The following is a 16,759-nucleotide window of genomic DNA, read 5'->3' as shown; positions in this document are numbered from 1 at the left end:
AGTCTTCGATGCATTTCCGGGGTTACTCTGATTTTCCATGATCGTATCGCTCAAATTAGCAGTAATCGCTGATTGAGCGAATATTGAGGTTTTCGATTCCTTCAACTAACTTGAAAATATCGTTTTTATTTTGGGTCATACCATTGATGCCATTTCGATCAAAAAACATAGAGTATGAAGTGAAGGGGATTACCTCTGGATTACATTGGTATCACTGGGCTGTTATTTCGTTGTCTCTGGTACTAACTTTTGGTGCTTACTACATTACCGAGCGCCAGACCAATCTGAAAATCGCCAATCAGTTTGAATTCCAGTCACAGCAAATCGTCGAGCTGGTACAAGAGCGAATGATTCGCTACGAAGAAGCATTATGGGCAGGGGCCTCCGCATTAAAAATGTTTCCGCGTGATGCCTCGCGGGAAGATTGGCGAGAATTTTCAGCAAGCTTACAGATTGACCAGCGTTTCCCGGGGATTAACGGCATTGGGGTGATTCACTATGTGCCGCCGGAAAAGCTTGCGAATTATCTGGCATGGCAACGGGCATCCATACCGGACTACGCGCTTCATCCTGCTCATTCAGAACCCGAATACTGGCCGATCACCTACATCGAACCACAAGCTGAAAACCGCCGGGCGGTTGGCTTAGATATGGCACATGAAATCAATCGCTATACCGCAGCGAAAAAAGCACGTGACACCCGGCATGCGAATATTACCGGCCCGATTACCTTAGTCCAGGATGATCAGAAAACTCCGGGATTTTTATTTTATGCGCCGTGGTATTCATCGAATCGCGCTTCTGACCGATATGGTGAAACCGACGGCGATTTTAAAGGGTTGGTTTATGCGCCATTCATCATGTACAAATTGATGGATGGCACCTTAGAAAATGTCAATCGTCTCGTCAATTTCAGCATCCATGACGGAGATACGCTGTTGTATTCCGAGCTGGACTCGGATTCTGAAAATCTCGATGCTGACGCACTCTTTCAACGAGAGATAACGCTGGAACTTTATGGACGGCTATGGCGTTTTTATCTGCAATCGACACAGCTATTCCGGACGCAGCAAAGCCATGCTCAGCCTTTAATCATTCTGTTCGGCGGCCTGATAATTGATGTGTTGCTTTTCGCCATTTTCTTCATCCTTGCCCGATCAAACCGTAATGCGATTGAGTACGCACAAAAAGTCACGGCCAGTTTAAAATTGCGTCAAGAAGAACTGGAACAGGCCAGTCAGAACCTCCAACAAAAAAACCAGGATTTGCAAGAGGCAAACAGCGAATTGGATCAGTTTGCCTTTGTCGCATCACATGACTTAAAAGCACCACTCAGAGGGATTAACCAGTTGGCGCAATGGATCGAAGAGGATAGTGAAGGAACACTGACAGCAACGACCTCTGCGCATCTTGAATTAATGAAAAGCCGGATCTCTCGCCTCGAGAATTTGTTAGATGATTTACTTACCTATTCGCGTGTCGGCAGAAATAAAGAGTTGCCTCATCCCGTTCATGTTGCGTCTATGATTGATGATGTATTTCATTTGCTGAATCATGACGGCCGTTTTTCGTTAACGGTCGATGCACCTGATGAAGTCGTGACGACAGTTGCCACACCGCTGGAACAAATTATCAGAAATCTGATCGGGAACGCAATGAAACACCACGATCAAAAGACGGGAAATATTGCGATCAAGGTGTCTCAATCGCCACAGTATCTGCATTTTGAGGTGGAAGATGACGGGCCGGGAATTCCGGCTGAGCATCAGGAAAAAGTCTTTGATATTTTTCATACACTCAAGCCCCGTGATCAGGTCGAAGGGAGTGGCATGGGATTATCGATCATTAAAAAAATATTAGAGCGTTATCACTGCTCATATCAGATTCAGTCAGACGGTAAACGTGGGCTCACTTTTTCATTTTCCTGGCCCATTGGTTGAAATTCCGGGGTAAAGGCAAGGAGTTCTATGGATATTTTAATTATTGATGATGATGCGGTCGACCGGATGTCAGCGATAAGAACTTTGCATCAGTCAGAGCTGATTTTAGATAAAATTGATCAGTCTGATACCGCCGCCGAGGGCATTCGCCTGGCTGGTGAGCAAGTTTATGACATGATTTTACTCGATTATCAGATCCCGCCCTCAAACGGCATTGAAATATTGCGTGAGATTCGGGGGGAGAATGATTATTCCACCGCGATTGTGATGCTGAGTCATAGTAATGATGAAAAGCTGGCGTTAGCGTGTATCGAAGCCGGAGCGCAAGATTTCATTATGAAAAGTGAAATTACAGCGTCACGTTTGAAACGTGCGATTTTGCTTTCACAAGAGCGGCATTCACTTGAGCAACAAATCCGATCAAGTCATGAGCAACTGCGGTATATCGCTGAGCGTGACAGTTTAACCGGGTTATGTAATCGGTACTTTTTTGATGAAGCACTCCGGGATGCAATTACCAAAAATTCGCGCAGTGGTGAGCAACTGGTTTTAATGTTATTGGACTTGGATAACTTCAAGAAAGTCAATGATGTGCTGGGGCACCAAGCCGGAGACTGCCTCCTTCAGGAGATTGCCCGACGCTTGGAGCAACCCATCCGTAAAAGTGACAAGCTGTGCCGTTTAGGCGGTGATGAATTTGCGATTCTTGTTTACGATCTGCCGCAACTTGAGCAGGTCCGCTTGCTGGCTGATCGCATTTTAAAATCTTTAGAAAAACCGATGATGATTCAGGGGCAAACCGTGGAAGTTTCCGCAAGTATTGGGGTTGCGACTTATCCATTATGTGCGACGGATGCGACAGGGTTGATGAAATGTGCTGATGTCGCCATGTATCGTGCCAAAGAGCTTGGCCGTAATCGCGTTCAGTATTATTCCCTTGATTTTCATCAAAAAATGGTCTCGCGGATGCAGCTGGAGTTTGACTTAAAGCAAGCGATAAAAAGCGATCAATTGACCCTGTATTTCCAACCGCAACTGGATACACATTCAGAACAGTTGGTCGGTGTCGAAGCGTTGATTCGTTGGCAACATCACGATTTAGGCATGATACAACCCGATGAATTTATTCCGATTGCAGAAGAATCCGACCTGATTATTGATATTGGCCGCTGGGTGATTCAAGCCGCTTGCCACCAGTTTAGCCAATGGGTTGATGCTGCACAGGGAGCGCACATCCACTTTTCCATTGCGGTTAATCTTTCCGCTCGTCAGTTAAAGGATCATGCGCTGTCGGAATACCTGCAAAACTGTCTGGTACAATACAACATTCCCGCAAATCTCGTTGAATTAGAGTTAACGGAAAGTCACCTAGAAAATAGCCTTAGTGCGATTGAAATGCTCAATAACTTGTCAGCAACGGGGGGGCGTCTCTCATTGGACGATTTTGGTACGGGTTACTCATCTTTATCGCATCTGAATCAGTTCCCGTTCAGTATTTTGAAAATCGATAAATCCTTTGTACAAAGTGCCGATGATGAGAAGCAACGGACTTTGCTCAAAGCCATCTGTGCGTTTGCCCATTCACTGGGCTATGAAACTGTGGCCGAGGGGATTGAAACTGAAGAACAAAAACAATTCTGCCAGTCACTGAATGTGAATCGACTCCAAGGTTATTTTTTCTCGGAACCTATCCCGGCAGAAGCGTTCGAAAACGACTGGCTTCAAGGCGTGGTTTAGGTTTAAGCCGTCCGGATCGGGAGGAATGGCTGTACATTATATCTTTATGGCAGTGACGGTTCCTTGATGGATGGCCCGTTTGGCATCGAGTTCGGCAGCGATATCGGCTCCCCCGATCAAATGGTAGGGTTTATTCAGCCCCTCGGTCAGGGTTCGTAACGGTTCTTGCCCGGCACAAATGATCACATGATCCACACCGAGACATTGTTCTTCATCATTAACCCGTAGCCATAGTCCGTCATCATCGATCCGCAAATACTCACAGCCTGATATCATTTGCACGCCTCTGTTTTGCAAACTGGTGCGATGAATCCAGCCGGTCGTTTTACCTAACTCAGCACCGACTTTGGTTGTTTTACGCTGGAGCAGATAAATCTGGCGTGATGATTTTTGAGTGTGGGGCTGAACGCCTTCAATCCCGCCGCGAGCCTTGAGGGTCATATCGATACCCCATTGCTGCATAAATATCTGGGGTGTGGTCAATGTGGTCGGGTTCGGTTCATGCGACAGATATTCGGCAACATCAAATCCAATGCCTCCGGCACCGATGATGGCGACTCGCTGCCCGACGGAGTGTTGCTCACGTAATACATCGAGATAACTGAGCACTTTCGCGTGATCGATCCCCTCAATCGCAGGCGTCCGGGGGAAGACGCCCGTAGCAATGATAACTTCATCCGCATCTGACTGATTGAGTTGGGCAACATCAACGTGGGTATTGAGCTGAATATCGACCTGCAATAACTCAAGTTGACGACGAAAATAGCGCAATGTCTCGTGAAACTCTGATTTTCCCGGAATCTGTTTGGCAATATTAAATTGGCCGCCGATTGCAGAAGACGCGTCGTATAGGGTGACGTGATGACCGCGCCGTGCCGCTGTCACCGCTGCGGCCAGCCCGGCCGGTCCAGCGCCGATAACCGCAATCCGCTTCGGCTGAGCTGTGGGGCTGACCACCAATTCGGTTTCATGACAAGCAAACGGGTTGACCAGGCAACTGGCGATCTTACCGACAAAAACGTGGTCGAGACAGGCTTGATTACAGCCGATACAGGTGTTGATTTCATCACTGCGACCATGCCGGGCTTTGTAGACAAATTCGGGATCGGCCAGAAAAGGGCGCGCCATGGAAACCATATCGGCATCTCCGCGGGCTAGTACGCTTTCAGCCATTTCCGGAGTATTAATCCGGTTGGTGGTAATCACCGGGATGTTAAATGCCTGACGGAAATGTTTCGTCACCCACGTAAAAGCTGCCCGGGGGACACAGGTTGCAATGGTGGGGATTCTGGCCTCATGCCAGCCAATGCCGGTATTGATCAGGGTGGCCCCGGCAGCTTCAATGGCCTGTCCGAGTTCGGTGATTTCTGCGGCACTTGAGCCCCCCTCAACCAAATCCAACATCGAAAGGCGATAAATGAGGATGAAATGCGGGCCGACTGCTTCCCTGACGCGTCGTACCACTTCCAGCGGAAAACGGATACGCTGGTGATAGCTTCCTCCCCACTGATCATCACGTTGGTTGGTGCGGGTGGCAATAAACTGATTGAGCAGATAACCTTCTGAGCCCATGATTTCGACACCATCATAACCGGCCTGTTGTGCGTTGAGTGCCGTTTGCACAAAATCATCGAGCTGCTTTTCAATCCCTTGTTCATCGAGAGCCTTCGGTGTGAAGCGGTTAATCGGTGCTTGAATTGGCGACGGTGCCACCAGCGCAGGGTTATAGGCATATCGTCCGGTATGCAGAATTTGCAGGCAGATTTTGCCCCCTTCGGCATGAACCGCCTGCGTGACTACCCGATGGGCCTGAATTTGCGCAGCGGTGCTAAGCCCCGGACTATTCGGATGAGTCGCTCCTTCGGGATTCGGCCCGATGCCACCGGTCACAATCAAACCGACGCCGCCTCTGGCGCGTTCAGCATAGTAAGCGGCAAGGCGTTTTTCACCGTGAGGGATGTCTTCCAATCCGGTATGCATCGACCCCATTAATACTCGGTTTTTCAGGGTGGTAAACCCTAAATCGAGTGGTTGGAACAGATGTGGATAGTCTGGGTGAGCCGATGTCGTCATGAATCATGTCCCTCGATTATTATCTTGACAGTGTCAATATTGTCGATGATTTTGACACTGTCAAGATTCATGCTAATTTACAGAGTATGAAATCAAGAAAATTGAACTACCATCATGGTGATTTGCGTCGGAGCCTATTACAGTCTGCTGGTCTCATGTTGAGAGAGACAGGGATTGAAGGGTTGTCATTACGCAAACTGGCGGATCACGTCGGTGTGTCACGGACAGCGTTATATCACCATTTTCAGGATAAAAATGCATTACTCTGCGCCTTGGCCGAGCAGGGGTTTCATCATTGGTATCAGCGGACCCGTCAGTTGGTCGAAAGCGCTGAGTCTGATCACTGCGAAACGTTTCGCCGCTTCTTCTATCACTATATTCATGATGCGACCACAGCACCGGAAACATATGAATTGATGTTTGGCCGGGCAATCTGGAAGCAAGCACAGGCCACCCCCGCATTAAAAGATATTGCCTACCGCTGTTTTCAGTATCAGGTGGAAATCACGGCTCACTGGCAGCAGCTGGGGCTTTTCCCTCAGGAAGAAACAACCGTGCGGCTCGCACAGGTCATTTGGAGTACCATGCACGGTTTAGCGCGATTGGTTATTGATGGCGTGTATGCCGATAGTCAACATATTGATGATATATGTGATTGTGCGATTCGGATGTTGCTGACATCGAAAACCGGAGGATGAAACAGAGAGAGACAGAAGCAAGAGAAAAACATGTTGGGTATTGCCTTGGGCTGTGGCGCCACCCAAACATGTGGGGGAATTTTGTTAAAAATTGCTCAGTCGATTGTAATCAACTGATAAAATGTGAGCTATGCGCTGAATAGAATCTCTCCGGATTCATTGAGACAAAGATGAGCTTGATGGTTTTTGAGTAATTGAACGGCAAGTATCGGACTGACGGCTAACAACTCACCTTTGGCATGGGAAATAGGCGCTTCCCATGCGTGGTCTCTGTGTTTTCCGTTTTGATCAAACTGAACTAAAACTTTCATATTTACTTCTCCTCAACAACGGTTTTTATTGAATTTTTTAGTAACCTGAAAGTAAACGTAGCGTAAATAAATTGTTAATTCACTAATTAAAAGTGAAAGATTAAATTGATGAAATGATTATTAATATCATTAGTAAATATAATTTTATCTTTACATTGGATGATAATATTACAGGTGTTGAATATGATGTAACACAATATGCTAGCCTAGCAGACTCAACAAAGAGATATTGATGAGGATTGTGATTGCCCCTGACTCATTTAAAGAGAGCCTGAATACCGTTGACGTGGCTGACATAATTAGGCTGGCATTGATGTCGCTTTCGGTGCAGTACAATCGGTCATGGCACCCGATGATGTACTCGTTCAGGCCGGCAAATCTTTGAACAGACCACCTTCAGGTTGCTCGACTGGGATACCTTGGTGGACAGTCGAGCACCGGTGAGCAAGCATAAAGCGCAAAAATTTGTGGTTTTCAGGACAAAAAATCAGCTAACATCTTGAAAATTACCTATAAACCGCCACAATTTGATAAGTAAGAAATAGATAAGTAAGAAATAGATAAGTAAGAAATAGATAAGTAAGAAATAGATAAGTAAGAAATAGATAAGTAAGAAATAGATAAGTCATCAATCGATATAACTCAGTTGATGGATTTCAGTGGCAGCATAAAATTTGGCGGCCACAATAAATGTGGGGGAATCGGATGAAACGACCATGGAAGTCATGGATAGTACTGATGCTGTTGAGTGGACTGGTGGGATGCAGTAATTCGGGGTCTGTTGAGGTTGAGGCACTAACAATACAGCATGATACAAACCATGCGGATCGCGAAAAAATCATGCAGCAGATCGATCAATCCTATGGCTATGAATTCGCGTCCCAGAGCGATGTTGCAACGCAGGAGACGTCGGGTGTGGAAACTCAAACTGATGTTAGCGGCGAGCCCGGGGAAATATCTGCTGCTCCAGTGGAGGACAAGCGTCTTGGTGAACATACTGCGGCTGATATTCAGCCCACCACTGAGGTAACAACCGTATCTCCGGCTCAGCCGTCAGACGTCGATCAGAAAGATTGGGTGTATCTGCCGGGGGTTGATGAAAAATTTCCGGCTCAGCTTGATCGGGATGCCGAGATGTCCCAGTTATCGACGACGGATGTCAACTATTTTCAACGCAGTGGCCAGGACTGGGTTCAGTTCAGTATTCAATCAGGCCAGCGTAAAAGTGCTTCCGTTAGTTTACCGGTCATGCGTTGGATGAATGTTGCATCGTCCAAGACTAACACGGCCGATAAGCGACATCCGGTGGTCGTAACTTGGGTTGAGTTTGGCAAAGAGATTAAAGAGCGGACTGAATTTATGCTGACTGATGCTGCACTGCGGACGCGCTTTCCCGTGCGACTCGGACAAAGCTTTTTTCGGGATATGGGATCCCATGAAACAGCACAGGTTATTGATATTTTCCACTAAGAATAATGAATAAAATTAAAACCATGCTTCAAAAATAAATATTTAATATGACTCACTCATCATGGCCTCAGGATGCTTTTGTATCCTGAGGCCATTTTTTTATCAATATTATGCTTCTGGCATGTCAAATTAGCCCACATTGATAACAGACTCCAATCCAATGATACGATCACAGATTGATACTTCGGTTTAAAAATATATGGACGGGAATAACAAAAAATTGAAGTGACGTCTCTCAAAATTTAAGTTTGATGATATTCTATATGCGACCTGATTTATATTTATGGTCTATAGTTGCGCGGTTTGTCGTAGCCTTCTCTATGACTGGAGAAGCCTCCTGATAAGCCGCGATATCAGCGTTTAACGCAAAGGAGAAAACATGAAGAAAAGAACACAACGACAATGGCTGGGTTTCAATTCGAAGCAGTTCCGGACAGTACCTGTCTTGACAGCTTTAGCTGCATTGACAATGCCATTTATGAGTGCAATTGCCGACACTCAGGTAGATGTTAGTGCAGCGGCACCGTCGGGTTTCGAAGCATATTATGCTTCTGAATCATTTGCTGGTTTGGCAAATAACGGCGATGCTGAAAATGGGTTAACTAACTGGTCATCGATTGGTGGCTATATCACTCATACCAATCAAGCAAGTCATAGTGGGGCCGCGAGTGTCCTCATTGTAAATCGTAACGCAACATGGAACGGTATTACATTTAAGCCTGCATCATTAGGCAATGGTAAAAAATATAATGTATCCGTCTGGGTCAGATTGGCTCCGGGGTCTCAGGGTGCGAATATTATCCTGACCGGTAAACGGACAGATGATGGTGATAGTTCGACAAGCAATGAGTATGTCCGGATTGCAAACGCATGGGCCACCGACTATCAGTGGACTGAGCTGAAAGGTTCATACACCCAGTCCGGGACACCGTTCCAGCACTTCATCATTGAATCTGATAATAGCACTGTCAGCTACTATGCAGATGATATGTCAGTTGAAGATGTTGGCGGTGGCGGTTCTGATAACTCCGGAAACGGTAAGAAATTCGTCGGTAATATCACAACATCTGGTCAGGTTCGCGGAGATTTCTCAAAATATTGGGATCAAATCACACCAGAGAATGAAGGCAAATGGGGTTCTGTTGAAAGAACGCGCGATGTTTACAACTGGAGTGGGATTGATGCCGCTTATAATTATGCGAAACAAAATAATATTCCATTTAAACAGCATACATTTGTCTGGGGAAGTCAGTATCCGACTTGGATTGATAGCCTGAGTCCATCTGATCAGGCGGCTGAAATCGAAGAATGGATCCGTGATTTCTGCTATCGCTATCCTGATGTTGCGATGATTGATGTGGTGAACGAAGCAACACCGGGTCATGCACCGGCTGAATATGCCAAAAGAGCTTTTGGTAATGATTGGATCATCAAGTCATTCCAACTGGCACGTAAATATTGTCCGAATGCAACATTGATTCTGAATGATTACAACGTGTTAAGCTGGAACACCGATCAATTCATTGAGATGGCAAAACCTGCGGTACAAGCTGGCGTTGTCGATGCTATTGGTCTTCAGTCTCATGGATTGGAAAACTTCTCGAATGCTGCATTGCAAGCGAATCTGAACAAAGTAATTGCACTGGGATTACCGATCTATATTTCGGAATATGATGTTGCCAGAAGCAATGACCAGACTCAGTTGGATATCATGAAACAACAGTTCCCGCTCTTCTATAACTCCGATGCAGTTGCGGGCATTACCCTGTGGGGATATGTGGTCGGCAAAACGTGGGTCGATGGCTCCGGACTGATTTATGACGACGGATCACCACGTCCGGCAATGAGCTGGCTGATGAACTACTTAGGCCGGTAATCTATGCAGTGATATGTTAGTTTCCCATTTAGAACCGATTTCCCATTTGGAACCGATGGGTTGAGCGAGCATATTGAATCACTGTATTTGATCCCCTCAGGTATTTGTCTGAGGGGATTTTTATATCTGGTGACTGAATGAACGGGACGGGGTCGAAAAACGGTGACAGTGAAGCGTTGTGATTGATGAATGAACACCGAATATAAAAAAGCCAGTGGGGTGTCGTTCCCACTGGCAAACCGTTTTCAATGGGGCACAAAAAGGATGCCCCGAGAGGTTTAGGAGATTATGCTTTTGCTTTTTCTAACGCTAGCTGAGGTTTGAGCATCGCATAGCCAAGACCTGTGATTGCTGTACCAACTGCGATAGCGACCAGATACATCAGAACCGGTGAAATTGCGTTTGGAATCAACAGCACGAACAGACCACCGTGAGGTGCCATCAGTTTTGCACCGAACAGCATCGATAATGCGCCGGTTACTGCACCACCCGCCATACAAGCAGGGATAACGCGCATTGGATCTTTAGCAGCAAATGGAATCGCACCTTCTGAGATGAAGCACAGACCCAGTACGAATGATGCTTTACCGGCTTCTTGTTCACTTTTCTCAAATTTATTTTTAGCAATAAAGGTTGCAACACCCATACCGAGTGCAGGCACCATACCGGCGGCCATGATTGCAGCCATTGGCAGATATTGTTGAGAAGCCAACAGACCAACACCGAAGGTATAGGCAGCTTTGTTGACCGGACCACCCAAGTCAAAGCACATCATTGCACCCAGAATAATACCCAGCAGGATTGCATTGCCTGAGCCCATATTCTCAAGGAATGAGGTCATCGCTGCCATGACATTCGCAACCGGTGTACCCACGATATAAATCATGATCAAACCAGTCGCCAGCGTAGCTAAGAATGGGATGATCAGAATCGGTTTCAATGCTTCCATCGATTGAGGCAATTGTACTTTATCCGCAATCAGTTTGGCTGCATAACCGGCGATGAAACCCGCAACAATACCACCAAGGAAACCGGAACCGATAGAGCTGGCTAACATACCACCGACTAAGCCTGGGGCAAGTCCGGGACGGTCTGCAATAGAGAAGGCAATGTAACCGGCCAGTACCGGAATCATCAGCGCAAATGCTGAACCACCACCGATTTTCATCAGTGCAGCAGCCAGTGTTCCTTCTTCTTTAAAGGCTTCAATCCCGAAGACGAATGATAATGCGATGATCAAACCACCGGCAACGACCACAGGTAGCATGTGTGATACACCGGTCATCAAGTGTTTATATACACCTTTCTTCTCTTCAGTTGCCGCTTCACCGGAACCTGCAGAACCTTGATAAACAGTCGCCTGAACGAATGCTTTTTCGATCTCTTCCTGTGTTTTCTTCAGTGCCGGTCCAGTTTTAGTCCGGTAGAGTTTTTTACCGTTGAAGCGGTCCAGTGGTACCTCAATGTCAGCGGCAATGATGACGAGATCAGCTGCTGCAATTTCTTCGGCTGTCAGTTGGTTTTTCGCACCGACAGAACCACGCGTTTCCACTTTAATCTGGTGTCCCATGGTTCGGGCGGTATTTTCCAGAGCTTCAGCAGCCATGAATGTATGCGCAACACCGGTAGGGCAGGCTGTAATCGCAACGATTTTCTTGGCGGTACTTGCTGATGCAGCTGGCGCTGCGGGGGTAACCGTTTGTGCTTTGTCAAGGATTTGCGCTTGTTCAGCGGCCGTTTTCAGATAAGCAGCCGGATCCGCTGTACATGCGGCAATATCGCTTTGGTAAACTTTTTTGCCAACGAAACGGGTGGTATCAACAGGTGTATTGGCAGCAATGACAACCAGCTCCGCTTCAGCAATATCAGCATCAGTGAGCGTATAGCCATCGACAACGGAAGAGTGACATTCAACCGTTGCTGACCAATCCAGAGACTTTGCTGCTTGCTCTAACAAACCGGCAGCGAGAATACTATTTGCGACGCCGCTTGGGCACGCGGTGATAATGGCAATTTTCATAGTTACGACCTTATTGTTGTCCTTAATTACTAGCCTCAGGGCTATACGGTTGTAATTGGATCTGCTGTTGTAGGGTGTTTAACTCTTGGATATCGGCTACACCGACACCCACCTGACTCACTGCTAGTGCAGATAATGCCGTTGCAAAGGTAAGTAGTTCCTCCTTCTTCATGGACTGCATATGTCCCCAGCACAACCCGGCAACCAGCGTATCACCGGCGCCGACGGTACTGATAACATTCATCCGAGGTGGTTTTGCATGTAGCCATTGATCATTGTTCAGCCACATTACCCCGTTTGCACCCATTGAGACGACGATATTCTCAATCTCTTTTGCGGCGAGTTCACTCGCTGCTTGCTGGCATTCGGCCGCAGACTCAAGCGGTCTGCCGACGAAATGAGACAATTCTTCATCATTCGGTTTGATTAACCACGGATGAGCATCCAGACCGGCTGCAAGCGCATCGCGGCTGCTATCAAACAACACTTTCTTACCCAGTTGGTGCAGTTTCTCGATCCAAGATGCACACAGCTGAGGTGAAACGCCTTTCGGCAAACTGCCTGCCAGTACAAAGTATTCGTGATCTTCGGCCAGACGGAACAACGTGTTTTCAAATTCGTCAATAGCTTGTGATGACACTTCGACACCGGGGAAGTTGATGTCGCTGACTTCACCGGAAGATTCAACCAGCTTGACGTTAATTCGGGTTGCGCCATCTACACGGATAAATTCATCCGTTGCGCCCATTGCTTCAAATAGCTGACAAAAAATGTCTTGATTATCTTTGCCCAGAAAACCAGTCACTGTTACTTCGGCACCCAGATCACTGAGCACCTGAGCAACGTTGACCCCTTTCCCTGCGGCATGCAGTGACCCTTGCTTGACCAGACTGACTGACCCCACTTGTAATGTGTCGAGGCTGCCGGTCAGATCCAGTGCCGGGTTGAGTGTAACGGTGACTACTCGATTCGTCATAATAATCCCTTACTGTTCGCCTAAACCTGCATTAATCGCGACACCCAGTGCTTCAAGCGCTTGGCTTGCATCAGGGCCGTTGGCGGTAAATTCAAGTCGGTGCCCGCATTTCACACCCAGTGCGATCACTTTCATCAGGCTTTTGGCATTCACTGCTTTGCCATCACCATCGAGGTTGGCGACTTTGATGTCAGATTCAAATTTCTTCGCTTCTGCCACCAGCATCGCTCCCGGACGGGCGTGCAGACCATGAGCATTTTTCACTTGGAAAACCGCAGTGTTGGCGTCGTTATCTGCGCTTGCCGGTGTTGATTCAGCCAAACCGAATGCCGCTAGAACTGCTTGCTTGTCACTGGTAAATAGAGTGTCTTGCTTTTTCTGGAACACAATATCAGTGATTTTTTGCATCAGTGGCTGATGTGCACCATTGCAAGCTGCAACCACGAGCAGTCCTTTAACCGACTGTCCTTGTACGTCAAAAGCATCGCTGGCAGTAATGAATGCCAGACCGGTGCGGGCAACACCACGATTGCTACTGGTGAGCCACAGCCCACCACCGAGTGGCGTCGCTTCTTTGGCGATCACATCCGCAACAAAATCGCTGCTGACACAGCCTTTGTTTTTCAACAGGCCACTGGCTACGGCCGTCAGCGGAGTCATATCGGTTGCCGGAAATTGCAGTTGAATCAGCGAGTCATCAAAGTCGGCTTCAAACTGAACGTCACCATTGAGTAGGGCAATGATTTCTTGCGCTTTACTTGCTTGTTGCAATTTTTGTTCAACACCATCGGCTGACAGTACTTTAGTCAGCTGTTTCAGAATGCCGAGATGTTCATCAGATTTGGCTGCAATCCCGATTGCAACATAAACGGTATTACCATCACCCCAGTCAACACCCTGAGGAAAATGGTGAACAGCAACACCGGTTTGTTTGACTAAAGAACGAGTGTCGGTTGTACCGTGCGGAATTGCAATTCCATTACCGAGGAATGTTGAATTTTGTGCTTCCCGATTGAGCATTCCATCTACGTAACCAGTATCGACGAGCCCCTTTTCGCTCAGGTGAGTAGCAATGGCACGGATTGCATCTTGTTTATTCGATTGAGACTGTTCCAGATGAATGTCATGAGGAGTGAGTTGCAGCATGTTTGGCCCCTTTAATTGCCTTATTTGGCGCTTTGAGTGCGGACACATCCGATAGCTCTCTAATGGAGTTTCTGGGCGGGAAGATCATCCCGTGGTGTCTGCACCATTTGTTTTATCATTAAAATAGCTGAATCGTTTCAGTGTCTATTTAAAAAAAGTCAGCAAAAATCACTTCATATTGCTCATAATATCGAAGTTATCTAATAAATAGTCCAAAAAACTAGATTTCGCTATCATTTTTGAATTTTGCTGAATCCTTTCAGCTTTTATAGTGAATCGATTCAGCATATAGTTCAATCCTATTGAGGATCTTAATTTTTATTTCTATGATCCGACGCACACTAAAAAGAGTAGCGATATGACACTAGATGAAATTGCCAAATTAGCGGGCGTGTCTAAAACCACTGCAAGTTATGTGATCAATGGAAAAGCACAAAAGTATCGCATCAGTGAAAAGACCCAGTTGAAAGTTATGGATGTGGTGAATGCGCATAATTACCGTCCGGATCACACCGCTTCGGCTCTGCGGGCTGGGAACAGCCGATCATTCGGCTTGATTATCCCGGATCTGGAGAATACCAGTTATGCGCGTTTATCTAAATTACTAGAACAAAATTCCAGACAGGCGGGATATCAAATCCTCATTGCTTGCTCGGATGACAATCCCGAAACTGAAATGTCCGTCGCCAATACACTGATTGCTCGCCGGATCGATGCACTGTTTGTCGCCAGTTCGATTCCCAATGCCAGTGAGTTTTACTATGGGCTTCAACAATCCGGCACACCAGTGATTGCGATTGACCGTCCGTTGGATGATGAATTCTTTGCGTGTGTCGTCAGTGAAGATTATAGTGCGGCTCTGGAGTTGACCGAATCGGTTCTGGATGATCAGCTTCAGTCGATTGGTCTGATTGGTGCATTGCCGGAGCTGAGTATTTCTACCGATCGCCAGTTGGGATTCGAAGCTGCGGTGAAAGCAAGAGGGATTCAGATTCTAGAAGGGTATGGTAATCACTTTAACCGCGAAGAGGGCAAGAAAGTTTTTTCTGAGTGGGTGAATAAGGGCACTGTACCGGAAGCGATTGTGTCAACCTCATACACGTTATTGGAAGGAATTCTGGATGTGTTACTGGAACATCCACAACTGATGGACAACATCCGGTTGGCAACCTTCGGGGATAACCGCCTGCTTGACTTTTTACCGCTGAAAATTAATTCACTACCGCAGCAGTTTGAACTGATCGCAGACAGCGCATTGGCTGTCGCTTTAAATGCAACCGCGAAACGTCATCAGCCCGGCATTGAATTAGTCCCGCGGAAGTTACGGGTACGTCGCAATCCGAGCCATTCATAGTGAGATGAGTCCGGTTTAAGTAAATATCATCGGGGTGAGCATCATCAACAGATGATCACCCTTGTTCAGAAGTAAACCAACAGATACAAGCCAATCTGTTCAACGCTCATGGCTGTGGGGGACAGGTGAGTGCTGCGATTCCCCTATAATATGACCAACGATTGAAAACATCATCGGGATACTAAACTGATGGCGATAAGTGCCTGACCCTTCAGCAACTTCATATAAATTCGGAAAGCAATTGTAATTGCTATAGGGGTACTCCCTCATTTCGAAAATCATTCCGGCTTTGATGAGTGCGTTACTCACATCAGAGATGGTGTGCAAAAATTCATAGGTGGTATATGAGCCTTGATCATCAGGGCTGTTCACATATGACTTTTGGTCTTTAAACGCGATTGCATCTCCTTGATGACAGTAATCGTAGCCGATGCCGGCAAATTCATCGTCAAGTACATTGAGAAACGGATGAAACTCAACCATCACCAAGCGACCGTCATCTTTCAAGTGCCGGCGGATCACTTGTGCCCATTGCTCAAGATCAGACAACCAATTGATCACCCCGTAAGAGGTGTAGATGATGTCAAACTTCTGATCCAGTTGCAGCGTTAAGACATCTTGGCAGACGAATTCTGCCGGGATATTCAGTTCAGCAGCCAGTGCTGTAGCCGTTTTGATCGCTTCAGGTGAATAATCTACCCCGGTTACGTGAGCTCCGGCATGTGCTAATGACAGGGTATCTTGGCCAAAATGACACTGTAGATGAAGGACCTCTTTATCTTGCAGATCCCCCAATAATTGTTTATCGAGCGCTTTGAGTGAGTCAGGATTTTTTTTGAATTCATTCATAGCGTAAAAATCGGAGTGTATATGAATTGGCACCCACGTGTTCCAGACATGGATATTTTTTGCATTAACAGTAGTCAATTTTGGTGATCCTCATTGGCACGTTTGGGGAAAATTTTACCATATGCATCGCAAATATTATCGAGACATTGTGTTTCGCTCCCAGAAAAACCAGTCGATGCCCACCCTTTGGGAATGACTTTATTCTCCGGCCAGATCGAATATTGCTTTGATTGATGATAAACGACTTGATAATTCATACTATCTCCGTGTGACTGGAATCTCGTTATCTTGCACTCCATCTTGGCAGAT

The 16,759-nt window shown here is 46.6% G+C and carries 13 protein-coding genes; 6 read left to right on the top strand and 7 right to left on the bottom strand.

Annotated features, from left to right (window positions below):
* Positions 1-146 precede the first annotated feature (146 nt).
* Together AC55NX_RS12675 and AC55NX_RS12670 are read left to right on the top strand one after the other, a co-directional pair.
* On the top strand, positions 147-1,940 hold the full coding sequence (locus AC55NX_RS12675) for a CHASE domain-containing protein (protein WP_496996079.1): 1,794 nt from the start codon (positions 147-149) through the stop codon (positions 1,938-1,940).
* 27 nt (positions 1,941-1,967) lie between these two features.
* A complete protein-coding gene (locus AC55NX_RS12670) occupies positions 1,968-3,677 on the top strand; it encodes a putative bifunctional diguanylate cyclase/phosphodiesterase (RefSeq protein ID WP_496996078.1) in 1,710 nt (569 codons plus the stop codon).
* Between the two features lie 36 nt (positions 3,678-3,713).
* On the opposite strand, the gene AC55NX_RS12665 is transcribed toward AC55NX_RS12670, so the two are convergent.
* Positions 3,714-5,750 (bottom strand): oxidoreductase, encoded by a 2,037-nt coding sequence (locus tag AC55NX_RS12665; protein ID WP_496996077.1) that lies wholly within the window; start codon positions 5,748-5,750, stop codon positions 3,714-3,716.
* Positions 5,751-5,836: 86 nt separating this feature from the next.
* On the opposite strand from AC55NX_RS12665, the gene AC55NX_RS12660 reads away from it, so the two are divergent.
* On the top strand, positions 5,837-6,448 hold the full coding sequence (locus tag AC55NX_RS12660; protein WP_496996076.1) for a TetR/AcrR family transcriptional regulator: 612 nt from the start codon (positions 5,837-5,839) through the stop codon (positions 6,446-6,448).
* A gap of 128 nt (positions 6,449-6,576) precedes the next feature.
* Here the strand turns inward: AC55NX_RS12660 and AC55NX_RS12655 are convergent, their stop codons facing one another.
* Positions 6,577-6,759 carry a hypothetical protein gene (locus AC55NX_RS12655; protein WP_496996075.1) on the bottom strand — a complete coding sequence of 61 codons (183 nt, stop codon included), beginning with the start codon at positions 6,757-6,759 and terminating at the stop codon, positions 6,577-6,579.
* A 705-nt stretch (positions 6,760-7,464) separates the two neighbouring features.
* Here AC55NX_RS12655 and AC55NX_RS12650 point away from each other — a divergent pair.
* Together AC55NX_RS12650 and AC55NX_RS12645 are read left to right on the top strand one after the other, a co-directional pair.
* Positions 7,465-8,229 (top strand): putative ATP-dependent zinc protease, encoded by a 765-nt coding sequence (locus AC55NX_RS12650; RefSeq protein WP_496996074.1) that lies wholly within the window; start codon positions 7,465-7,467, stop codon positions 8,227-8,229.
* A gap of 379 nt (positions 8,230-8,608) precedes the next feature.
* Positions 8,609-10,105, top strand: coding sequence for an endo-1,4-beta-xylanase (locus AC55NX_RS12645; protein ID WP_496996073.1), 1,497 nt, complete (start codon positions 8,609-8,611; stop codon positions 10,103-10,105).
* Between the two features lie 286 nt (positions 10,106-10,391).
* Here AC55NX_RS12645 and fruA read toward each other — a convergent pair whose 3' ends face one another.
* The 3 genes from fruA to fruB are packed head-to-tail and all read right to left on the bottom strand — an operon-like array spanning position 10,392 to position 14,247.
* Entirely contained in the window at positions 10,392-12,125 is a 1,734-nt protein-coding gene (fruA, locus tag AC55NX_RS12640) for a PTS fructose transporter subunit IIBC (protein ID WP_496996072.1), read from the bottom strand.
* Positions 12,126-12,147: 22 nt separating this feature from the next.
* Positions 12,148-13,101, bottom strand: a complete 954-nt coding sequence (gene pfkB, locus AC55NX_RS12635; protein ID WP_496996071.1) for a 1-phosphofructokinase — start codon at positions 13,099-13,101, stop codon at positions 12,148-12,150.
* A gap of 9 nt (positions 13,102-13,110) precedes the next feature.
* On the bottom strand, positions 13,111-14,247 hold the full coding sequence (gene fruB / locus AC55NX_RS12630) for a fused PTS fructose transporter subunit IIA/HPr protein (protein WP_496996070.1): 1,137 nt from the start codon (positions 14,245-14,247) through the stop codon (positions 13,111-13,113).
* A gap of 358 nt (positions 14,248-14,605) precedes the next feature.
* Between fruB and cra the strand changes: the two genes are divergently transcribed.
* Positions 14,606-15,601: a catabolite repressor/activator gene (cra, locus tag AC55NX_RS12625; protein ID WP_496996069.1), complete on the top strand. Its 996-nt coding sequence runs from the start codon at positions 14,606-14,608 to the stop codon at positions 15,599-15,601.
* 99 nt (positions 15,602-15,700) lie between these two features.
* Here the strand turns inward: cra and AC55NX_RS12620 are convergent, their stop codons facing one another.
* A complete protein-coding gene (locus tag AC55NX_RS12620; protein WP_496996068.1) occupies positions 15,701-16,450 on the bottom strand; it encodes a class I SAM-dependent methyltransferase in 750 nt (249 codons plus the stop codon).
* 74 nt (positions 16,451-16,524) lie between these two features.
* Positions 16,525-16,707, bottom strand: coding sequence for an MbtH family NRPS accessory protein (locus AC55NX_RS12615; protein WP_496996067.1), 183 nt, complete (start codon positions 16,705-16,707; stop codon positions 16,525-16,527).
* Positions 16,708-16,759 lie beyond the last annotated feature (52 nt).

Source organism: Vibrio rubrogenes (assembly GCF_059641415.1).
The sequence above is the reverse complement of the archived record's forward strand: the minus strand, read 5'-3'. Positions and strand labels throughout refer to the sequence as shown.